Here is a 20,681-nt window from a genome sequence, read left to right as displayed (position 1 = left end):
TTACGGTTGGTCGGGCCATTCGGCGCGGCGCAGTCGCCGCGAGAGGGTCCCCGCGCAGAGCGGGACGATGAGGAGTAGGCAGAAGAGCCCGATCGACGCCGCGTGTGGGAGGTGACCCAGGAGCAGTCCAGCGACCGCACTGCCGATGGGGCCACCGACGGCCAGAACAGTGAAGCTGCCGGAGATGACCCGCCCACGGATGCTGTCGTCGACCTGCTGGAAGACGATGACGTCGATCAGCACGTAGAGGGCGGGCTTGCCCAGTGAGATGACTAAGAGCAGCAGGAACACCCCAAGCGGGCTGGTGACGAACAGAAGTGCCGCCGTGACCAGCAAGGAGGTCCACACCACGCCCAGGAGCAACAGACCGGGGCGGAAGCGCCGGTGCAGCCTTGTCACCAGCGCTGCACCGGTGAGGTAGCCGATCGCCTCTCCCGACAGGGCAAGGCCGATGGTGCGGGCGTCAATACCTTGTTGCTGAAAGTGGTTGATCAGAATCAAGTTGAGTGCGGCGAAGATCAAGTTCTCGAGCGTCATCAGCCCCGTCACCGCGCGGAGAACGGGATCGTTCCACACGACCTTGGGGCCAACCATGGCCCCCCGGAACAGATTCGATGCCTTCAGCGGACCAGGCTGCTGTCCGGTCGCCGGGAGGCGGGTCAGACAGGCCGAGCAGAACGACGCCACGTAGCAGGCGAGAGCAACGATGAACGGCTGGACCCAGCCGACCGCGAACAGCGAGCCGGCCAACGGGGGGCCGGCGAGCATGGCGATGTTGACCCTGACCTCGTCCTGGCTGAGCGCCTGACGCAGCTGCTCGTCCGGAACGATGGAGCGCAGCGCAAGGCGTCGCACAGGCATTCCGATAGCACCGGACAGCCCAAGCACCACAGCCGCGACGAAGAGCCCGGCGATGTTCACTGCGTCCGTGGCCACCAATGCCAGGACCGCGCCGGTTGCCAGGGTTCTGAGTGCCTCGGAGGACAACAGGAGGTTGCGCCTGCTGAATCGGTCCGCGAGTGCACCGGCGGGGATGCCGAACACGACGGCCGTCGCCGCCTGCGTCGCCGCCAGCAGCCCCGCTAGTAGCGGGGAACCAGTGAGAGACAGAGCCAGCAGGGGATACACCAGCAGCGACATGGTCGTACCAATGGCGCCCACGGTCGTGCCCAGCCAGTAGCTCTGGAACCTCCAGTTCCTGCGGAGGGGGATGGGAGTAGACTCTGGCGAACGGGTTAAATCGGTCATGGTCGATGACCTGCCCTGAGGGGCAAGGGTCGGAGCACGGTGTACAGCCCCTCAAGGAATGAGTTTCCGGCAGCTCAACTCGACCGCCGGGACAGAGACAAATGCTCGTCTTGAGCACGTATGACGAGAGCTCAGAAGGAAGACAGCGCACGGGCATGCGGCACGCGCCCAGCAGGTTCCGGTCCCGGGGCGGCGGGAACGGGGCAGAGCAGCATCGTCTGAGCAGGACGGCGGAGCGTGACAGCCCGACGGTTGGGAACAGGCCTGAGCGCTCCCACAGGTGGGACGTCGGATCAGGTCCGTGGAATGCGTCTACGTGCGACGCAGGACTGCAGCTGCCAGGGCGCCCTGCGCTCTACGACGGCCTTCGACCGCGCTACTGGCTGTTGCTGCTGGAATGTGCCATTCATGATGCCTCCTTCAGGGATCTCCACGTCCCTTAGCAGTGGAATGAAGGCGGCAGGCAAGTTCCTGACTGTCAGGCACTACCTGAATCACAGTGGCGGGACCGCGCCGGAATCGCACCGGCTTCCAAGACCCTGCCGCCTTGTATGAGTTGCTTGCCCCTACCCGCGCAAGCCGACTTCCCCGGGGAAGTCGATGGAAGCAGGGATTCGAACATCGGACGTCCCGAACGCGGATGGCTCAGAGCCGTGTCCTCCGAGGGCGGAGACTGATCCGAACTGAAGGGAGAGCCGAGGGCGACAAGCCCTTGCCTGTGCAAACGTCATCTTCAGTGCGTCTCCCCCGAAACGATGGTGTGCTGTTCTGCGGTGTCTGGCTTGACCTGGCCAACACGACTGCAAGGAAGCCGCTGCACGCAGAGCACCCTGAGATGAACGTTGCACATCGATCACCTCTTTGTAAAGTCGATGTGGCTTGCTTGGCAGCTGAGTTGGCTGCGCGAGCCGCCACACCGAGGTCGCCCCGCATGACGTCTCCGGTTCGAACACTCTGCTAGCCTCGCAGCGAGTGACTGATCATGCTTGTGAGGTCCGGTGTCCCGCGTTCCTTGCGGGCACAAAGTGCCGAGGGCGCGTCGGCGCAACGCAAGTCGGGATCCGCATCCACGGATGAGCGGAGCCGTTGGTCATGTACGGCTGCCTGCCGAGCTCAATGAGACTTCACCTCATGCGAGGCCGGCGCCAACTTCGACGGGATGTCGGCGAACAGGCCCTCATGGTCCATGCCTTCCCGCCATGCAACGGAGACCACGTCTGCATGCCGGCGGCATCCCGACTTGATCCGCCCATTCACCTAAGGGAGTACCGCCGTGTCCAGCTTTGTCGAACGCGACGCTGTGGAAGTGGTCGTGGCAACGCAGTGGTTCCGTGTGCTCGGCTCGACGCCGCAGTCCCTCGACGCCAACTTCTTCGATGCCGGAGGCAACTCGCTCGCCGCCGCCCGCTTGACCACCGCCCTGTGCAAGGCCTTCAAAACGGACCTTCCCGTTCAGGTCGTCTTCGACGCGCAGACTTTCCGCGGAATCAGCAACTGGATCCGGAACGGCGTCCCGGCAGCCGGCAAGAGACTGGTGACCCTGAACGACGAGGGTGCAGGGACACCCCTGCTCCTGCTCCCCTCCGGTGGCGGTGGGGTCATCGGTCTGCAGCGATTCGGTGGGGCGCCCTTCGACCGCCCGGTGTTCGGACTTCAGTCACGTGGTCTCGATCCGAACGATGGCCTGCCGTTCACCGACCTGGAAGAGATGACCGCTGACTTCGTCCGCGTGGTGGAGGACTCCTCGCTGCCGCGCACACTGCACCTGGGTGGCTACTGCACCGGAGGCACCTTCGCCTACGAGCTTGCGCGAGCCCTGCGGGCAGGAGAGTGGAACATCCTTTCCGTCTCGCTGTTCAACACCTCGCTCTATCGCAGGCCCCTCGACCTGGATCGACTGATCCATGAGCGCCTGGCCGGCCTCGCATCCGCTGCAGGCCTGGGCGATCAATTGCCACTGGCAGCTTCCGAGTTGGACGTGGCTCAGGTCTTCGACGCACTCAAGAACAAGGGGGTCGACATCCTTGAGGCAGACCTCGCAGCGTTCGAGGCACGCCTGCGCGTGTACGGATCACTCTGGACCTCGGTCACCGGCTACCGCCCCGAGCTCCAGGACGTCCCCGTGCGTCTGTTCGCAACGGCGGATCGCTACCATCCGGAGGACAAGGCGCTGATGTCCGAGGACGACCGCGACTGGTCGGAACTCGGCTTCCGTGACATCCGTACCGTTCCCGTAGCGGTGAGCCACCGCGAGATGCTGCGCCACGAACCAACGCTGGATGTGATCGAGCGGTCCCTCGCGGAGCTCGACCCTGTCCCGAGCCCGGTCGCGGCACCTCCCATCTCCAGCTCTCCGCCCATGCGGCCTGTGGCGGCGGCCGACGTCGGCACGGACACACTTCTCGCCCTGGGGCACGGTGAGGAGCTGCCGGCAGAGGCGCCAGTGCCCGTCCATGTGAGCGTCGCCGAGTGGGCGCGGACGCATCCGGACCGTGTGGCCGTGAGCAGCGGGACCACGTCGATCACCTACGGAGAGTTGGACGCCTGGGCGGATGCCATCGCAGGTGAACTCGCCTCCGTCGATGTCTCTCGAGGGAGCCGTGTCGGTGTACTCGCCGAGCCTTCCCTCGCCATGGTCGCCGCCGTCCTCGGGACGCTGCGCTGCGGGGCCGCCTATGTGCCTGTGGACACGGCACACCCGGACGACCGCATCTCCGCCGTGCTGGCGGATGCCGAGGTCACGGCCGTGGCGGTGACCGCGGCGACCGCGGGTCGCGAGGTCGCGCCGGGCCTCCCGCGCGTCACGGTTCAGCATACGCAGTCGACGGAGTCACGACGGCCCGCCTCCAACCACGATGCAGAGACGCCTTCACGCACGGACGAGATGGCCCTGCTCAACGACATTGCGTACCTGATCTACACATCCGGCAGCACCGGCGAGCCGAAGGGTGTCCTCGTCGGGCACCGCCAACTCGCGGCCTCCACCGCCGCCCGCCGCGTGGTCTACCCGGGCGCTCCCGTGTTCCTTCTCGTCTCTCCCCTGGCATTCGACTCGTCCGTCGCCGGCGTCTGGGGCACGCTCACGTCGGGCGGGCATCTCGTTGTCGCGGCAAAGGACGAGGTGCGTGACCCGGGGCTGCTGGCCCGGTTGGCCGACACGCACGGCGCCACTCATCTGCTGTGCGTGCCGTCGCTGTATGCGGTCCTGCTCGATGCCGCAGAACACCTGGGGCTTGAATCGCTGCGGTTCCTGGAGACCGTCACCGTCGCCGGCGAGGCGCTGCCCCAGTCTCTACTGGACCGCCACTTCGCTCTGTGGCGCGACAAGGTGGCGCTGGTCAACGAGTACGGACCGACGGAAGCGACCGTCTGGGCGAGCTATGCCCGCTTTGAGGCGCCCGGACCGGTGTCCATCGGCAAGCCCGTTCCGGGTACCAGGCTGTACGTACTGGACGAGGCGCTCCAGCCCCAGCCCATCGGCGTCACAGGTGAGCTGTACATCGGCGGCGCTGGTGTCACCAACGGCTACCACGGCAGGCCGGAGGCTACAGCCCGTGCCTTCCTCACGGACCCGTTCGCCGACGGGGAGGACGCGCGCATGTACCGGACGGGAGACCTTGTCCGGTGGAACGCGGACGGCACTCTCGACTTCGTGGGACGGCGGGACCACCAGGTGAAGGTGCGCGGTCACCGTATCGAACTCGGTGCGATTGAAACCCAGTTGACCGCGCAGGAGGGAGTGCGTGAGGCCGTCGTGGTTCCCAATGAGGTGAGCACGGGGCTCATCGCATTCGTGCTGTCGGACTCCGAGACGACCTCCCACGCCCTGGACGATCGCGCCCTGCGGACGAGGCTCGCCGAATCACTCCCGTCGGTCATGGTGCCCGAACGCATCGTCTCGCTCCCGGCGTTCCCCCGTACCGTCAACGGCAAGGTCGATCGTGCAGTTCTACTGAAGGAGAACCTCCCGCAGACCGCCCGCTGAGCACCGGCACATGATGCGTGACGGCTGGGGACCTCCCACAGGAGACAAGTCCCTCCGGACACATAGATGCATTGCCTCCCTGCACCTGTAGGGGACTCAAGACCTGTGGTCGCGGTCGCCGCGACCACAGGTCACCTTGTGGTGGAGGGCGTACCGATTCGACGAACAGCCAGCGGAGGGAGTCACGCGGGTCCAGGTTCGCAATCGTAGGCCGTCTGACAGCTCCCGCCGGAGTGCATGCTTCCCCTTCCAGCGTTTGTGTCGTACGCGTGTTCTGGGGTGAAAGGCTTCAGGGAGTACAGGTTCACGGGGGTGCACAAGTGCGCAGAAGACGCGTGCGGAAACTACTCCGGTTGATGGCGACCGAGGAGCCGGTCACACTCCACCTCTCCTTGATCACGTTCAAGACTATGAGCCAACTCGCTCTTTTCGCTGCGCAGTTCGGGTACGTGTACATGGATCTGCACATGAGCAGCGAGGGGTACTACTTCACCATGCTGCTCCTGCCGGACCGCAGCGAGCACGCCCGGTCCCACGCAGCGGCGAACTGGGCCCGTTATCCCCACGCGGCCGACGGACGCTCACTGCCAGCTTGGGCCTCTGGTTCGAGTTCGGGTCGGAGAACAGGACCGCCGGCCTCGTCTTCGCGGGTAGCTCTCTCCTCCTCTTCTCGGCTCTCATTGTTTTGGGGGTCGCGTACACCCGACGTGGCTCCACCAAGTACACGAGGCGGCTGGAGGCCGCAGGTTTCACCGTCGTGACCGACCGGAACGGGCGACGGCGCTACTACCCGCCCGGCTGCCACCTCCCGGGCCCGACAGCCTCCTGGTCCCCGCGAACGAGCTACGGGACTAGGGTCTGTGGTGAGAGTGCTGGTCACAGCCACTCGTCGAGGACTACGACCAGCACTGTCACCTCGCAGCGAACAGCGGTCTTGTCGCATCTGGTGGCCACCGCCCGGGGGCGCTTGAGCCGATTGATTCCGCACTCGACCGCATGACGCTGCTCGGAGTCGTTCTTGTCGAACGTCGGCGGCCGACTACCTCTCAAGCCGAGCTTCTGCCGGTTGCGGACCCGGTCCGCGGGCACGCGAAATCGTCGCCCTGATTCGACGCTTGCGCAGGTATGCCCGGTAGCTGGGGGAGTCGTACGCCTCGTCGGCCCGCACTCGTTCCGGGGGGCTTGCGTGGTCTGCCATGCCCCAGCCGAGGCACTCGGATCACCTCCTGGCTCCTTCTTCCTGGTGTCCACCCTGATCACCGGGTCCACGTCCCTGTGAGCACGTTCCTGCTCGTTGAGGTAACGGAAGGGAACCGGGCATCACGGTCGAGGTACTGAGCGACCTCGATGGTCTTGACGTTGGCCTGCAGACTGAAGCCCCTCCTCCCGCAGCAGGCCGGTCGGCGCATCAGTCGCGGTCGAGCCGCGGCAGCGACGCACAGAGTCGCGTGGGCAGTTCCGGCAGGACCTTGTGGATGCCCATGCATCCCGCGTTCCCGTTCGTGGCGACCGGCTTCCAGCCCGAGGTCTCGGCCCGGTAGAACCAGCGCTGGGAGACATGTGAGGAGGAGCAGCCGTCGCCGGTGTCACCGCACACCGGCCCCATCCGGGTCGACAGGTCCAGCACCAGCCACGTGTCGTCGCAGCCACGTTCCTCCCAGCTCGTGTGCTTGGGGATGTCCGTATCGTTGACTGCCTGCCGGTATGAGGACGAGGTACAACGCGGGGGAGTGGGGTCACAGCCGTTCTCACCACACCGCCGCAAGGCGGGCGCGGTGGCACCGGCAGGGGTGTACACGTCCAGGCTGTTCACCATCACCCTGCGGGAGCTCAAAGGCTCGCCCAGCTTCACCGTCGCCGCGACCCGCTGCGTCCCCGTGCAACCGGACTCCCTGTCCAGGGAAGGGGTCTCGAACGTGACCCTCACGTACACCGTTCCGTGCTCCACCGTATCGACCTCACCGCGCAGGCCACGCACGCAGTCACGTGCGCCGTCGGGCACCTCGGCGTCGACCACCAGGGACCGGCCCCCGTCGGCGGTACGGACACCATCGATGCGGATCGGAGCGGCGACCGTCCAGGCTGCCTCCTCGCCGGGCGCCTTCTCAGCTGTCTCGACCGTCTTGGAACCGCAACCGGCGAGGATCACCAGGACAGCGCCGAGCACGGCCATCCGTATGCCCCGCTGCCACATGCCAAGCCCCCATTCGCCGAAAATCAGCAGCGTAGCGTGGCTCCCCGGCGGCGCCACTCGTAGTCTCCTCCCGGACAGCGCGCGGGCAGAAACGGGACGAGCGAGTCGTCCAGGCCTTGGAGATCCTGCACCAGTGAATCCCCGTGACCGCACCCCGAAATTGCGCCCGATCCCAATGGCGGTGGCCCGCCCGTCTTGGTTTGACGGGCGGTCAGGTCATCGCCTCTGCGGCGAGATGAGTGTGTCGGTTCCTTCGGCTACCAGCGGTACCAGCGTTCGCTGCTGCCCTTCGGGCGGGCGACGAAGCCGATCAGCCACAGCAGCAGGACGGCGATGGCGACCCACCACAGGCCGCACCCGTGAAACCGGCGCGCGCGGCGCATGCCGGGCTGATGCCGCTCAACGACCGCCTCCGATCCCCCCGTCCTCTCGGGGCAGATGGGGGAGGCGTTCGCGGCGGAGTGCGCCTACGCCCTACGGGCAGGGACCGCACGTGCGGTAGTACGCCACGACGTCCTCGCGGTACTGGGGGTCAGCGCGGTCCTTGTCGGAGACGAACTGTGGTGCGTCCTCGACCTGTTCCTTGGACATGCCTAGGTGGATCGTCTTCTCCTGCGCGTCGATCCGGGCCACCGCGCCCGCCGGGATCAGCAACTTCCCGAAGATCCAGGTCCCGGCGTCCAGGACCAGGAACGCGTCTCCGGCCTCGTCCGCGTGCTCGTCCACCTCACCGACGTGGTCGTCGCCCGCCTCGACGCGCCAACCGGTCAGGTCGGTGCCCGCCACGTGGCCGCACAGCCTGCCGTAGCTCCACAGGTCGTCCGTCATGCCGCCGCTCCTCTGCTGTTCACGCGCCCGCTAGGTGCCGACATACGGTCCTCGCCTGAGCGCGATGGCCGAAGCACCTTCCGCCCTTGCGCACCGGCGAGGAGCTGGTGGACGCCATGGTAGCGACTCACCGGCGAGGGGCGCCGCCGGTCGCTCGCCCGCCATGCCTGCGCAGTCGCGGGCGTGCGCGACCCAGAACTGCGGGAGATCTTCGTGCTCCGGGTAAACGCCGGCCCTGAGGCCCTCCGGCAATTCCTCGCCACACGAGACGTCACCGACCCTGAGACGCGCACGCACACCCTGCTGATCTGTTTCGACGGACTGGTCTTCGACCGGCTCGTCCGGCTGACCCGCGATGAACTCGCCCTGACGATGCCTGCCATCGACGCCCTTCAGTCCAGAGACTTGAAGACGCTGGACCAGAAGGCGGAGTCGCCCGTGTACGGCTCCCAGTCGATCATGAGCGCGCGCAGATCTGCGAGGGCCGTTCTGCGTACAGCGTCGTCGGTTGATTCCAGGGCATTGCTTGACTCTGCGATCATTCCGAGGAGGAGAGCCAGCGTGGGCAGGTTCTCGGCTGCGGGGCCTTGCCACCCGGCTCCGTGGTCCCAGCCGTTGGGGTCGTAGTGGGTGATGCTGCCGTCCGCCGCGTCGAGCATCAGGTGCTGGTCGCCGCGCATAGCCACGGTGAAGCAGAAGTCGGTGGGCGGGGAGTCGTCGTCGGGATAGCGTCGGCCGTAGATCTCGTCGGCATCGAACGGTTCCATTCCGCCCCTGCCCCGCAGGTGCCTCGTCTCGATCCCCACGATGCCGAGGCGGACGGCGGGAAAGCCGACCGTGAGCAAGAACTTCCTCGACTCGGTATCGGTCAACTCGGCCGGCAGAGCGGCCTCATCGGGCCGCCAGAGCGAGCCCACGCCCAGACGTTCTTCCAGCCACGCCGCGTCCGGTACCAGCGGTATGTCATCGTTCTTCAACTGCTTGGCCCCCTGGCCTTCGCATCGTTCGATCTACTGCGGGCTCCAGTAAATCGCATGCCACGACGGACACGCAGACGTCCTTCGCCTCCCCCCCGCCGTGTATCGAAAGTGAGCTCGCCTCGCTCTTGGACCTCATCCGGATCATGATCGAGGCAGGTGTGGTCGAAGGATCTGGCGGGTAGCCGATGAAGTCGACCGGGGCCGAGTTGCTCCATCGGGAGAGGTAGACGCGAGAGGGTCTGTCGCCGACCGTCTCTTCGCGGTGCGTGACCCCCAGGGCACGGTCGGCTCGGGAAAGCACACGCGTCGCTTCCGCAGGGTGCTGGGTCTGCTGCGTCCGCGTTCCCCCATACGTGGACGAGGCTGGTGAGCCTGAACTGCTGGGCCCGCGAGGCACGATGGTCCGGATCCGAGTGCCTGCCTATGTCGCTACCTCTGTAGCTACCTAGACGACGTGGTGGTCGTCAAGGACGGGCGTGTCCGGTCCCTGCTTGGCCACGATCCTTCAGGGCGACAGCCCCTGATCGGGCCGCCGTACGACCGCCCGGTAGCGCGAGGGTGAGATGCCGTACCGCCCGGAGAACGCCTGCCGCAGTGCCTCCGGGCTGCCGAACCCGCAGCGCGTCGCGACGGCCGTCATGGGCAGCGAAGTCGAGGCGATCAGCTGCGCGGCGGCCTCTGTACGGGCGAGCCGCACGTAGCGGCCGGGTGCCTGCCCCAGGTGGTCGGTGAAGAGCCGGGTGAGGTGTCGCGGCGTCACCCCGGCCCGTGCGGCCAGCGCCCGCGTGCTCAGATCGGCGTCCGGGTGAGCCGCGATGTGTTCGACGATCCCCTTGAGTAGTTCGTCGCGCGGCGCGGGCGCGGCCGTGAAGAGACTCATCTGCGCCTGGTTGCCCGGGCGTTGCAAGTAGACGACGAGATCCCTGGCAACCTGCCTCGCCAGTTCGGGCCCGTGGTCCTCCTCGATGAACGCGAGCGTGAGGTCCAGGGCGCTGGTGACCCCAGCCGCTGTGTAGACGTTCCCGTCCCGGACATAGATGGGCGCGGAGTCGATCGTGACCTCGGGGTGCCGGTCGGCCAGCTGACGTGCGTACCGCCAGTGCGTGGTCGCCCGCCGCCCGTCGAGCAGCCCGGCGGCGGCCAGGACCGCCGCCCCTGTGCACACCGACGCGACCCGGCGACTCTCCTTCGCGAGTCGCCGGACGTGCCCCACGAGCCTCGGATCGGCCGCCGCCCGCTCGAAGCCCACCCCACCCGACACGATCAGGGTGTCCAGAGGTCCGACGAGCCGTTCGAGCGGCTGATCGCTCCCCAGCGTGAGCCCCGTGCCGCAGACCACAGGGCCGCCGCCCGGTCCCACCACCCGCACTCGGTACGGCACCGCCGGCGCGCCGATGCCATTGGCCATGGCCAGGGGCGTGGTAACACACGCGATGTCGAGCAGTTCGGCCGCCTCGTACCCGACCATCACCATCAGCCGTTCCCCCATGCGGCGACCATATGCCGGAAGGACGGGTACCCCAAGGGACCGGACATCGTTCCGGCCGCTTCTTCCCCGACGGTCCGCCTCGCCGGACAGTGGGGCCGTAGCCCGTCCGCAACCCACGGGGAGACCTCGATGACCAACTCCGTACGTGACCCGGTGCCGCCCACCCTGCCTCGGCGGCTGACCCACCGATGGCCCACGCTCGTCGGTGTCGGCGTGGTGGTCGCGACCTTCGTGGACGGCGTCCCGCCCGTGGGCCTCCTCGCGGGTCTCCTTGCCATCATGCCCCTGTGCTACCTGCTCTTCGGCGCGTTCCGTGGCGAACTGCGCGGTTCCCGAGTCGTTGCCGTCCAACTCGCGGGCCTTGTCGGCTTCACCACCATGGCTGCGCTCGCCCTCGCCGTCGACGAGACCCTCGGTCTGCGCGTGGTCGCCGCAGGCTGGCTGGCCCACGGGATCTGGGACATCCTCCACCACCGCTCGGGCCGGATCGTTCCACGGGCCTGGTCGGAGTGGTGCGCGGTCGTCGACGCAGGGGGCGCGTTCTGCATCCTGGCCCTCGCCTGAGACGCGCCGCTTAGCACGGCAGCGCTGAAGGCGCGGCGGATACGACCGTCGCAGAGGCCTGGGACTCCGATGCGAGTGCGTGTACGCCGGCCCGGCGGGAGGCGTACGCCAACGAGCAGGATGGCCGCCACCAGCCTGGTCGCTGTGACTGCCCGGTCGTCGCGGTCTCCAGCGCGAAGCGGAAAGTTCTGGTCGAGGGCCCGAAGGACGTCCAGGTCCGCCTGCTGAGCCCGGATGGATCCTCTGTCGATCTCGGCGGGCGGCCTGGGTGCGGGAGTTCGGGCGACGGCGCGCGAGTGGTCGACGCACGCCACGTTCGCCGCATGCGAGGTCGGGGCCCGGCTGTGTCGGCGCCGAAGGGGAGGAGAGGGCATCGTGCCCGAGTTACTTCAGCAGGAACTGTTGGACGTCGAGGTGGCGTTCCGGGGCTTTGGCTTTCAGGCCGAAGGTCTGACGCCCGCTGCCGGCATCGCTTTGGAGCGCCCGCCGCTTCCTCATATCAGTTGATCTCGGCGATGAAGCCGTCCTCCAGTCGGTCGATGATCCGGTTGGCGTTGTAGCAGCCGCTCAGCAGGTTGCCGGCGGCGCCGTTCTGGGCGCCGGGGCCGCAATTTGAGGCCTCCTGCCGGAGCGTTGGCGCGCGGCTCGAGAACAGGTCGGTGAAATACGGCAACAGGGGTAACCGGAGTTCGGACAGATGCCTGCTCACCGAAGGAGAACCATCATGGCGTCCTCGTTGCTCGAAGCGGTCGACATCAAGGCACCGGTCTCTGTGTGCTGGTCGCTCTGGGCGGATGTCGAGCGCTGGCCGTCGTTCCTCAGCCACGTCAAGCACGTCGACCGGATCGACGCGACGACGTTCGCCTGGCAGGTGTCCCTGCCGGCAGCGGACAAGGCATTCGTGGCCGAGCTGACCGAAGTGATTGTCGAGGACCGCATCGCGTGGCGGACCACCGAGGGAGTCCATCACGCGGGAGTGGTGACCTTCCACCGGCTCAGCGCCGTCGAAAGCAGGGTGACCCTGCAGATCGAGTACGAGCCCAGCGGCTTCGTCGAGCACCTGGGCGCGCTGACGAACCTCGATGCGACGCTGACCAACTACGACCTGGGCGAGTTCCAGACGATGGCCGAGCACGCATTCGCAAACGAGAAGCTCTGATCCCGCTGCAGCTGCTGACGCGGACAGGCGTAACGACAGTGCCGACTGGTTTTCCGGTCGGCACTGTCGTGCATTCCATGTGCGCCGGGGCCACCATCCCGGGAACCAGCATGGTGGCCTCCCCGTTGGCCGATGCCGATCGTATGCGCGGTACACCTTTCCGCAGGCCCGGATAGCACCGCGGAGTACATGTCAGCCCAGGCGAGGCCCGCGGTGAAGCATGCCTGGAACTCCAGGAACGAGTCTCGTACCTGACCCTCACGTACACCGTGCCGTGCCTTCAAATCTTGGTCAGCGGTTCTCGTTCGCTGGCTCCGGCGTCTTGCCGGGCCAGATGGTGGTCGCTATGGGCCAGATGAGGCTGTAGACAAGGACCTTGGTCAGCGGGTTGAGCCAGACGAGAAGCGGAGCGCTTCTGTCGAGGGTGCCGACCAGCGCCACCAGGCCGAAGATCATGCCGACGCTGATCGCATAGGCCAGCAGGAACCTGAGCCAGGACTTCCAGGCATCCGAGACCACCTCGCGGCTGGTGCGCTCAGGAGGTGGTGGAGCCGCGACTCCGCCGAAACGGCGGTTGAACTTCGCGTCGGCCCAGCGGACGGTGCGGTGGCCATAGACTACGGTCACGCCGAGGTAGGCCGCCGACAGACCATGCCAAACCGTTGGCTCAGCGCCGTCCTTGATGCTGAGGACCGTAGCTCCCAGCAGCACGACGTCGATCAGCGGGACGCACAACAGCAGCAGGCCGCCGAGGGTCCGCCAGCCGACGGCGTAACGCGCGGCCAGGCCACCGACCAGGAAGAGCCAAAAGAGCACATCACAAGCAAGAACCAAGTAGAAGATGACGCCCCCCAGTGCGCAATTCGATCAGCATTGTCCCGCGTGGCCCTGAACCAGCATCCGGATCCAGCCAGTTCAACGGGGTCGGTGGCCTCGGCGGCGGTAGTGACTGAGACGGGCGCGGGGTTGATGGCGGCGGCGCCAGTGTGACCAGTGCAGGATGTGACCGACTTGCCGGCGGCGTCGCGCAGCGTGCAGAGGACATCCACTCCTCGCACGCAGTATGGGAAGCGCTCGTGGGCGTAGATGCCGGACGCCGCGAGGCGTACAGCTTTCGGTGCCGGCAGCCAGAGCTTGAGTCGAGGACGAGGCCTGCGTCCATTCGCTTGGCGTGATCTCGCCCTGGCTGTTTTGACGCAATCTGCCGCGATCAGCCGGCTCCTGGCCGTCCGTGGGCCCGGCGGCCGGCGCACTGGTTGAACGGGACGAACCGTCTGCGACACGGCCCACGGAGGTCACCTCGAACGGCTCCCACCACGAGCGGGAAGTGTGCCGTGCCCTGTGGCCACCGTTTCATCGTCGCCACCCAAGTCACGATGACAAAAGTGGCCGAACCCGAACCAGGCCCCATCGCTCGGCCCCTCCACCCGAGTCGGCAAGCCCGAGCCACAATGCGTGTTCCGCTCGAGGGAGGGTCATGGGAGTGCACTCTGACGGTGCATGGGTGGCCGATCGAGTATCTCGATGTACAGGATCCGGCCGTCCACGACGTCCAGAATCAACATGCCTTCCGAGGGCGAGAGCGGCACGCACCGATGCCCCGGGCCGTACGGCTGCCCCTGCGGATGAGCTGCCGTCCGGATGCTCTGGCAGAAGTCGTCGCCGCAGCCGCACTCGTCGACGAGACGCAGATCCCACGCGCAGTCGGCCAGCTCACGTTCTCCTTCATCCTCCAGAAGGACGGTCAGCTCAGCGATCAGATCCGGGAAGACATCGCGAACGAGGGGGTGGTCCTGCTCCATGGCCGGAGGGTAGCGGGGGCGGACGGCTGGGCGCGACGACGGGGTGTTCAGTCCTCAGCCGGCAATGGGCATCCCCTCACGAACCGCCCTCTCGATGCGGCACCTCGCCCCGCTCATGGCCCCGATCGGCCTCCTGGGCGGCGCACCCCTGGGCGCGCCGCCGGTCGCGCGGCCGTCGCGAGCGGCTGGTGACGTGGCCTGACGGTCATGAGCGTGATCACCGTCGCGGCCCCCGCCCCCCGGTACCGGCCGACCTCCGACTTGCCTGCAAGGAAAGTCAAGAGTTACTTTCCTTGTAGGAAAGTAATCGGGAACGGGAGGGCGAGGGCCGTGAGCATGCCGGTGGATGCCGAACAGGCGTGGAAGGATCTCCAGCGCATCCGGGTGCCGCAGGAGCGGGTGTACGACGAGTTCGAGCGCTCCGCGTCCGGCGGACCCGGCATGACCTACGGCCTGGCCGCGCTGATGTGGGTGTTCCTGGCCGGCGTCGGCCTGGACCTGCCCTCGTGGGGGGTCGCCCTGTTCGTGGCCGCCTACGTCGGCCTGTTGAGCGTGGCGATCGTGATGAGCAGCCGCAGGAGCCGGATGCAACTGCACCACACTCGCTGCCCCGGGAGCATGTGGGCCGCGTTCGGTGCGGTGGCGGTGCTGGTCGGTGGGACGGTCGTCCTGTCGGACCACCTGACCGAGTCACTGGAGCCGATCTACGCCGCCCTCATCCAGGCCACGGCCGCGGTGGCCGTCTACTTGCTCTCCCTCGGTCCCGCCAACCGCCTGGTGGCCGACTCGGTACGGAGCGGCGGCGAACCGGCGGCCGACGAGGAGGCGGGCCGATGAGCACCCCCGCCGGCTTCGACGAGCTGATCCACCCCGCCACCCGACTGTCGGTGGTCGCGCTGCTCGCCGCCACCGAGTGGGCGGACTTCGCGTTCGTCCGCGACAGCCTCTCGCTCAGCGACTCCGCGCTCTCCAAGCAGCTGCACACCTTGGAGGCGGCCGGATACCTGGAGACCCAGAAGGAGGGCGGTGGCCGCAAGCGCCGTACGAAGGTACGGCTGACGGACCGCGGCCGCACCGCCTTCGAGGGACATGTGGCGGCACTCCGGGCCATCGTCGACGGCGCAGGACCCGCGACCGGGCCGGCACAGCGGCAGCCGCACGCGGAGGCGGGCCGATGACCACGCTCGGGCGCACCGACGTCCGGCCCGTGATCCAGGTACGCGATCTGACCATGGCGTACGGCGATGTCGACGTCCTGCGCGGCTTTGATCTGGACATCCACCGCGGCGAGGTCTTCGCGCTGCTCGGGCCGAACGGCGCGGGCAAGACCACCACCGTCGAGATCCTGGAAGGCTTCCGGCAGCGTTCCGGCGGGGAGGTGAGCGTCCTCGGTACGGATCCCGAGCGGGGCGGCGACGCGTGGCGAGGCCGGATCGGCCTGGTCCTGCAGTCCTGGCGCGACCACCGCCGCTGGCGGGTCGCCGAGCTGCTGACCCATTTCGCGACCTACTACCCCGACCCGCGCGACCCGGCCGACCTGCTGGCTCTGGTCGGCCTCACCGACCAGGCCGGCCGGCAGGTGGACCGGCTCTCCGGCGGCCAGCGCCGGCGCCTCGACGTCGCGCTCGGCATCGTCGGCCGCCCCGAACTCCTCTTCCTCGACGAGCCGACCACCGGCTTCGACCCTCAGGCGCGGCACGAGTTCCACGTCCTGGTCGAACAGTTGGCCCGCGACGAGGGCGTCACCGTCCTGCTCACCACCCACGACCTGGCGGAGGCCGAGCGGCTCGCCGACCGGATCGCCATGCTGGTCGGCGGCCGGATCCGGGCCTGTGGCACACCCGCGGAACTGGCCCGGCGAGCCGCCGCCCAGGCCGAGGTCCGCTGGACGGCCGACGACGGGGCGCCCCGCCGTGAACGCACAGAGGACCCCTCACGGCTGGTCTGGGAACTCCACCGGCACGCGGACGGCCCGATCGCCGACCTGGAGGTCCGTCGCCCGACGCTGGAGGACACCTACCTGCACATGGTGCACCGGGAGGCCGACGGCACGGACGGGGCCGACGGCACGGACAGGGCCGACGGCACGGACAGCAACACGAACGAGGAGGCACCCGCCGCATGAGGGGGGCACACATGACGAACAGGACGAACAGCTGGCGTGCCGGGCTCCAGCGCGGCGGAATCGAGCTGCGGCACCTCCTGCGCAACGGCAAGGAGATGTCCGGCCATCTGACCAACGTGGCCGTCGCGTTGCTCGTCGCCGCCTACCTCGGCGACGACGTGCCCGGGACCAGCACCCCGATGACCCACCTGGTGCTGGCGGGCTTCGCCGCCTACCTGTTGTTCCAGGTCGGGCTGATCAACCTCCCGCAGATCCTCGTGACCGAGCGGGAGGAGGGCACCCTGCTGCGGCTGCGCGCCACGCCCGGCGGCATACCGGCCTACCTCATCGCCAAGTGCCTGCTGGTGGTCGTCCTGGCAGTCGGCTCCCTGGCGCTGCTCCTGGTGGCCGGGGCGCTGCTGGTCGACGGGCCACTGCCGCACGGGCCCGGCGACTGGCTGACGCTGCTGTGGGTCACCACACTCGGCCTGCTCGCCGTCATACCGCTCGGCGCGGCCATAGGCGCCGTACTGCCCAACCCCCGCGAGGCCCTGGCGCTGATCATGTTGCCGACGATGGGGCTGCTGCTCACCTCGGGGACGGTGTTCCCGAGCACCGCACTGCCCGTGCCGGTCCAGCAGGTGGCCGCGGTCTTTCCGCTCAAGTGGATGGCGCAGGGCCTGCGTTCGGCGCTGCTCCCGGACTCGGCACGGACCGCCGAGGCGGCCGGCTCCTGGGAGCTGCCCATGGTCGCCCTGGTCCTCACGGCCTGGGCGGTCCTGGGGTTCCTCCTCGCGGTACCGCTCCTGCGCCGCGCAGCCCGCCGCGAGTCCGGCTCGCGGCTGACCGCCCGCCATCGCAAGGCGGCACAGAGTGGCGCGCCGGCCGCATAGGCGGCCTCGCGCCCACCGGACCAGGCCGCGCGGCCTGCCCCGAGGACACGGCCCGGCCGGGACCCTGCGGGCCCCGGCCAGTGGTCCTGGGCCGGTGACGCCGGCGTGCGGCCCGACATCGCCTGGAGCTCCCCCGATCCCATGCCCTGCGTAGGGGTCATCAAGGACCGTGTGGCCTTCTACGACGAGTCCGCCGATGTCGTCGTGGACGGAGTGCGGCGGGAGCGGCCGGTCACGTTTTTCAACCGGTCGTCGCGGTGGTCCCTCATCACCGAGCAACGAGAGCAGCTGGCCGTCAGCACCGGCGGATCTACGAGGTCGACGTCTCTATAGGCGACACCAACCACCCGACCGTCGCGGCATGGAGATTGAGCGTCCTGGATGGCCAGTGAGCTGCGTGCTCGGCCGTTTGCGAGGCGGGCACACGGAGCGGGACCCGCGCGCATGCCCGCCTCGCCTGTTGCCGGGCACGCGGCTGAGCCGGCATGGTCAGTAGCCGACCTCTTTGGCCTCGTACCCTTCGAGCCCTGCCGTGACGAGGGCGGGGACGAGGGCGTGCAGGTACCAGGCGAGGTCGGTGAACTCCGGCGCCGACGGGAGAGGCCGACGGTAGATGGTGGGCACGAAGCATATGTCGGTGCGGCCGCTCAGGAACATGAGCATGCCGCCTGTCCCCGCCTCCTGGTGGTAGATGTTGAGGGCCACCGTGTAGGGCAGGTTCTCCGGCGCGTCCAGCAGTGCCAGCGCCTCGCTGATGCCGTCTTGCGCTCTGTCGTGCCACTGGTACATGTCGTCCGCGTCGTTGATCATGTACGAGGCGCCCCCGGGTGGCACAGCTGCGGACCACCCCGCCGCGGTGAGGGCATCGAGCACGGCACGCACGGTGGTCGGGCGTGAACGTGAGATCGATGTCGGCATCTCTGGATCCCACTGGGCCGCCCGTGGAGCCCAGGGCCGTCGATCCGTTTTCCCAGCACGACTGCGAGCAACCGGCCTACTGGAACGCTCAGTCACAGGCATGCACGTTCTTACCGGCGTCGCCGACCCGGCCGCGGCCCAGCCGGCAGATGGAGTGGCTCGCGCCGCGAAGGCTGGACTCCGGACAACCTCGTCAACTGGACCGTCCGCCGCGACTTCGCCCTGTAGCTCCGCCCCGGGACGGGCGTACCTCGGCGTCCAAACCAGCCGCCTGCGCCGGGCCTCGATCGTGCGCGACGAGAGGCCGGAAGACGGCCTTCGACCCGGACTACCCGGTGATCCGCAGGACATGGCTGCGCAAGATCCTGCCCAAGGGCGTCGCGCTCGTCGGTCTGCGCCAAGACCTCACGCTTAATGAGGCATTGCCACCGGCGATCCCCTCGAACTGATACAGCTCTTCGGAGTCACCGCGCAGACCGCCATGCGCTACGTGGCTGCGGCATATCCACAGCGGTAGCGGGCTACCCCGCTGACCGTCCGATCAGTTCCGATCGGGCGGCGGCTCCTCGACCCTGCCCCTGCATGCGGCAGCTGCACGGAGCCCTCTACAGTCCGGTTCAGCTTGGCTCGCCCTCAGACCGCATGAACTCACCACATGAGACGAGCTCTAGGCATGATCCGGAAGAAGCGCTGGTACGCGACAGGGACCGGAGCGGCGGCCGCCTCGTCGAACACGCCGGCGAAGCACGCCACGCCGCCTGCGGACCAGGATCACTCGACCCGCTTGAGAACCACGCATCGGCCTCGGTCGGGCACATCGTGTACGCGGTCGAAGAACCACCTCTCGCCCCGAACGACGAAGACGTCCCCGGGCACCAGGCAGTGTCCCGTGGATCAGGTGGTCGTTTGATCCAACATGGAGTCCAGGGGCGGGTTGAGCGATGAGGGCTGGGAGCGGATCCGGCGACTGCTGCCGCCGGATCCACCGCGTGGTGGTCGATGGCGGGACCATCGGGTGATCATCGACGCGGTGGCATGGAAGTACCGGGGCAACAACGCATGGCGGGACCTGCCTGAGCGGTTCGGTCCCTGGCAGACGGTCTTCAACCGCTTCCGGCGTTGGGCGAAGGACGGCACCTGGCAGCGGATCCTGACCGAACTCCAGGCTCAGGCCGATACAGCCGGAGACATCGACTGGCTGGTGAGTGTGGACTCCACCACCGTGCGCGCTCATCAGCACGCCGCCGGCGCCCGCAAAAAGGGGCTCCAGCGGGAGAACCGAATGATCACGCTCTCGGGCGGTCCCGCGGCGGGCTGACCACCAAAGTCCACCTGGCAGCCGACGGCCGGTGCCGTCCGTTGTCACTGCTGGTCGCGGCCGGGCACCGGCACGACTCTCTCTACTTCGAGGCCGTCATGTCCGGCATCCGCGTGCCCAGGATCGGGAACGGCAGACCCAGGACGAGACCGGACAGTGTGAGCGCGGATCGCGCGTACTCCTCCCGCGCCATCCGCACCTATTTGCGCCGCCGCGGGATCACTGCGGTGATCCCGGAACCCGCTGATCAGATCGCCAACCGCAAGCGGCGTGGCTCGCGCGGCGGCCGCCCGCCCGGCTTCGACCGCCAGGCGTACAAGCACCGCAACACTGTCGAGCGATGCATCAACCGGCTCAAGCAGTGGCGCGGTATCGCCATGCGCACCGACAAGCTCGCCGTGCACTACCTCGCGGCGCTTCAGGTCGCGGCGATCTTCCTCTGGGTGCGAACCTGACGGTAAGGCCGGTCACCTCTGCCAGGAGAGCGCCTCAACCGATGAGATGTCACCCGCCGCCAGCAGTCCGAAGAGCCGGAGAATCTCCTCGCGGGCGACATCGCGCATCTCACCCGGGGCCACCGAGTCCTCGTCCGGGTTCTCCCAGACCAGCAGACCGCCACCGAAGGCGCTGAGGCACCACCCGCTCTCATGGGTGAGCGAGACATCAGGGTGCTCGTCATCGGCCTGCGCCAGACCGTCGAGCACTCGCCTCATCGTCTCCGGATCAGGCTCGTCGACCGTCCCGCCCATGACGTCGTACATGAAGTAGCTCATTGGCCCATTACCTCATGTGGTGATCCACGGGACACTGCCTAGGTCGTAATTCTGTTCCTCATCAGCAACGACGGTGAAGGACGCCAATGGCGGTTGCCCTTCCCGAACTTGAACATGCGCCAGGATGAAATCGATGTCACCGAATGGGGAAGGAACGCCGGTTCGCATCCTGACTTCACCGATCATTGCGTTTTCTCCAAAGCTGCGCAGCGATTCTTGATGCACTTCCCGACCTCGTTCGTCGTGAGCGCCTGAGGGCTGTCCCGTAACTGATCTTTGGCACGAGAGTGGTCGGCTGAGATCGGATCCTGGGCCCCACCGTTTGGAAGAGGCGCCGACGTCGGTTCACCCCTGTGACCGCACAACACAGCACCGGATGGCAGGGGCCGTCCTCCCGGCAACGTGTGGATCCACCCGCCCGGGGAG

20 protein-coding genes, 3 pseudogenes and 1 riboswitch are annotated in these 20,681 nt (G+C 67.7%); of the genes and pseudogenes, 11 read left to right on the top strand and 12 right to left on the bottom strand.

All coding sequences use genetic code 11. The annotated features are described in order from the left end of the window. Positions 1 to 1,248, bottom strand: a complete 1,248-nt coding sequence (locus tag ACFY8U_RS06620) for an MFS transporter (RefSeq protein ID WP_389566531.1) — start codon at positions 1,246 to 1,248, stop codon at positions 1 to 3. 411 nt (positions 1,249 to 1,659) lie between these two features. Then, positions 1,660 to 1,809, bottom strand: a riboswitch (adenosylcobalamin (AdoCbl) riboswitch). Positions 1,810 to 2,521: 712 nt separating this feature from the next. On the opposite strand from ACFY8U_RS06620, the gene ACFY8U_RS06615 reads away from it, so the two are divergent. Further along, positions 2,522 to 5,233: an amino acid adenylation domain-containing protein gene (locus ACFY8U_RS06615; protein ID WP_389566528.1), complete on the top strand. Its 2,712-nt coding sequence runs from the start codon at positions 2,522 to 2,524 to the stop codon at positions 5,231 to 5,233. A gap of 1,408 nt (positions 5,234 to 6,641) precedes the next feature. Here the strand turns inward: ACFY8U_RS06615 and ACFY8U_RS06610 are convergent. From ACFY8U_RS06610 to ACFY8U_RS06600, 3 genes and pseudogenes are all read right to left on the bottom strand, one after another. Further along, complete coding sequence (locus tag ACFY8U_RS06610) at positions 6,642 to 7,427, bottom strand: hypothetical protein (protein WP_389566526.1); 786 nt, start codon at positions 7,425 to 7,427, stop codon at positions 6,642 to 6,644. Between the two features lie 257 nt (positions 7,428 to 7,684). After that, positions 7,685 to 7,777: pseudogene (locus tag ACFY8U_RS06605) on the bottom strand (hydrophobic protein); the annotation flags it as partial. A gap of 124 nt (positions 7,778 to 7,901) precedes the next feature. Continuing rightward, positions 7,902 to 8,255: a PRC-barrel domain containing protein gene (locus ACFY8U_RS06600; RefSeq protein WP_389566524.1), complete on the bottom strand. Its 354-nt coding sequence runs from the start codon at positions 8,253 to 8,255 to the stop codon at positions 7,902 to 7,904. A gap of 77 nt (positions 8,256 to 8,332) precedes the next feature. Here ACFY8U_RS06600 and ACFY8U_RS06595 point away from each other — a divergent pair. Then, positions 8,333 to 8,597 (top strand): annotated as a pseudogene (locus tag ACFY8U_RS06595) (TetR family transcriptional regulator); the annotation flags it as partial. Between the two features lie 50 nt (positions 8,598 to 8,647). Here the strand turns inward: ACFY8U_RS06595 and ACFY8U_RS06590 are convergent. Beyond that, a complete protein-coding gene (locus ACFY8U_RS06590) occupies positions 8,648 to 9,232 on the bottom strand; it encodes a hypothetical protein (protein ID WP_389566521.1) in 585 nt (194 codons plus the stop codon). 508 nt (positions 9,233 to 9,740) lie between these two features. Continuing rightward, positions 9,741 to 10,724 (bottom strand): GlxA family transcriptional regulator, encoded by a 984-nt coding sequence (locus ACFY8U_RS06585; RefSeq protein WP_389566518.1) that lies wholly within the window; start codon positions 10,722 to 10,724, stop codon positions 9,741 to 9,743. A 129-nt stretch (positions 10,725 to 10,853) separates the two neighbouring features. Here ACFY8U_RS06585 and ACFY8U_RS06580 point away from each other — a divergent pair, with 129 nt between their 5' ends. The 3 genes and pseudogenes from ACFY8U_RS06580 to ACFY8U_RS06570 all read left to right on the top strand — a co-directional run bounded on the left by ACFY8U_RS06580 (position 10,854) and on the right by ACFY8U_RS06570 (position 11,795). After that, a complete protein-coding gene (locus tag ACFY8U_RS06580; protein ID WP_389566516.1) occupies positions 10,854 to 11,288 on the top strand; it encodes a hypothetical protein in 435 nt (144 codons plus the stop codon). A gap of 47 nt (positions 11,289 to 11,335) precedes the next feature. Further along, positions 11,336 to 11,453, top strand: a pseudogene (locus ACFY8U_RS06575) (HNH endonuclease); the annotation flags it as partial. Between the two features lie 210 nt (positions 11,454 to 11,663). Further along, a complete protein-coding gene (locus ACFY8U_RS06570; RefSeq protein ID WP_389566513.1) occupies positions 11,664 to 11,795 on the top strand; it encodes a hypothetical protein in 132 nt (43 codons plus the stop codon). Here the strand turns inward: ACFY8U_RS06570 and ACFY8U_RS06565 are convergent. Further along, positions 11,788 to 11,997, bottom strand: coding sequence for a hypothetical protein (locus ACFY8U_RS06565; protein WP_389566511.1), 210 nt, complete (start codon positions 11,995 to 11,997; stop codon positions 11,788 to 11,790). The two genes, ACFY8U_RS06570 and ACFY8U_RS06565, sit on opposite strands and share 8 nt — an antisense overlap. 15 nt (positions 11,998 to 12,012) lie before the next feature. Between ACFY8U_RS06565 and ACFY8U_RS06560 the strand changes: the two genes are divergently transcribed. Further along, positions 12,013 to 12,447 carry an SRPBCC family protein gene (locus tag ACFY8U_RS06560; RefSeq protein ID WP_389566508.1) on the top strand — a complete coding sequence of 145 codons (435 nt, stop codon included), beginning with the start codon at positions 12,013 to 12,015 and terminating at the stop codon, positions 12,445 to 12,447. A gap of 291 nt (positions 12,448 to 12,738) precedes the next feature. On the opposite strand, the gene ACFY8U_RS06555 is transcribed toward ACFY8U_RS06560, so the two are convergent. Next, positions 12,739 to 13,263, bottom strand: a complete 525-nt coding sequence (locus ACFY8U_RS06555) for a hypothetical protein (protein WP_389566506.1) — start codon at positions 13,261 to 13,263, stop codon at positions 12,739 to 12,741. A 659-nt stretch (positions 13,264 to 13,922) separates the two neighbouring features. Beyond that, the gene (locus ACFY8U_RS06550) at positions 13,923 to 14,249 is read right to left on the bottom strand and encodes a hypothetical protein (protein WP_389566503.1); all 327 of its coding nucleotides are present in this window, start codon (positions 14,247 to 14,249) and stop codon (positions 13,923 to 13,925) included. Positions 14,250 to 14,585: 336 nt separating this feature from the next. Here ACFY8U_RS06550 and ACFY8U_RS06545 point away from each other — a divergent pair, with 336 nt between their 5' ends. The 4 genes from ACFY8U_RS06545 to ACFY8U_RS06530 are packed head-to-tail and all read left to right on the top strand — an operon-like array spanning position 14,586 to position 17,246. Then, positions 14,586 to 15,086: a hypothetical protein gene (locus ACFY8U_RS06545; protein ID WP_389568227.1), complete on the top strand. Its 501-nt coding sequence runs from the start codon at positions 14,586 to 14,588 to the stop codon at positions 15,084 to 15,086. Then, entirely contained in the window at positions 15,083 to 15,427 is a 345-nt protein-coding gene (locus ACFY8U_RS06540) for a transcriptional regulator (RefSeq protein ID WP_389566501.1), read from the top strand. The genes ACFY8U_RS06545 and ACFY8U_RS06540 overlap by 4 nt, the downstream gene beginning before the upstream one ends. After that, positions 15,424 to 16,374 carry an ABC transporter ATP-binding protein gene (locus ACFY8U_RS06535; RefSeq protein WP_389566498.1) on the top strand — a complete coding sequence of 317 codons (951 nt, stop codon included), beginning with the start codon at positions 15,424 to 15,426 and terminating at the stop codon, positions 16,372 to 16,374. Before ACFY8U_RS06540 ends, ACFY8U_RS06535 begins: the two co-directional genes overlap by 4 nt. An 11-nt stretch (positions 16,375 to 16,385) precedes the next feature. Further along, positions 16,386 to 17,246, top strand: a complete 861-nt coding sequence (locus ACFY8U_RS06530) for an ABC transporter permease (protein ID WP_389566495.1) — start codon at positions 16,386 to 16,388, stop codon at positions 17,244 to 17,246. 489 nt (positions 17,247 to 17,735) lie between these two features. On the opposite strand, the gene ACFY8U_RS06525 is transcribed toward ACFY8U_RS06530, so the two are convergent. Next, on the bottom strand, positions 17,736 to 18,119 hold the full coding sequence (locus ACFY8U_RS06525; protein WP_389566494.1) for a hypothetical protein: 384 nt from the start codon (positions 18,117 to 18,119) through the stop codon (positions 17,736 to 17,738). 961 nt (positions 18,120 to 19,080) lie between these two features. Between ACFY8U_RS06525 and ACFY8U_RS06520 the strand changes: the two genes are divergently transcribed. Next, a protein-coding gene (locus tag ACFY8U_RS06520; protein ID WP_389566492.1) for an IS5 family transposase occupies positions 19,081 to 19,937 on the top strand; the annotation gives its coding sequence in 2 pieces (ribosomal slippage) (positions 19,081 to 19,429 and positions 19,429 to 19,937; 858 coding nt in all). Positions 19,938 to 19,949: 12 nt separating this feature from the next. On the opposite strand, the gene ACFY8U_RS06515 is transcribed toward ACFY8U_RS06520, so the two are convergent. After that, positions 19,950 to 20,255, bottom strand: coding sequence for a hypothetical protein (locus ACFY8U_RS06515; protein WP_389566489.1), 306 nt, complete (start codon positions 20,253 to 20,255; stop codon positions 19,950 to 19,952). A gap of 12 nt (positions 20,256 to 20,267) precedes the next feature. After that, positions 20,268 to 20,480, bottom strand: coding sequence for a hypothetical protein (locus ACFY8U_RS06510; protein ID WP_389566487.1), 213 nt, complete (start codon positions 20,478 to 20,480; stop codon positions 20,268 to 20,270). Positions 20,481 to 20,681: the final 201 nt, after the last annotated feature.

Origin of the sequence: Streptomyces sp. NPDC012508 (genome assembly GCF_042902595.1) — a bacterium.
In the GTDB taxonomy this organism is placed as follows: domain Bacteria; phylum Actinomycetota; class Actinomycetes; order Streptomycetales; family Streptomycetaceae; genus Streptomyces.
This window is presented reverse-complemented; position numbering and strand designations above follow the sequence as displayed.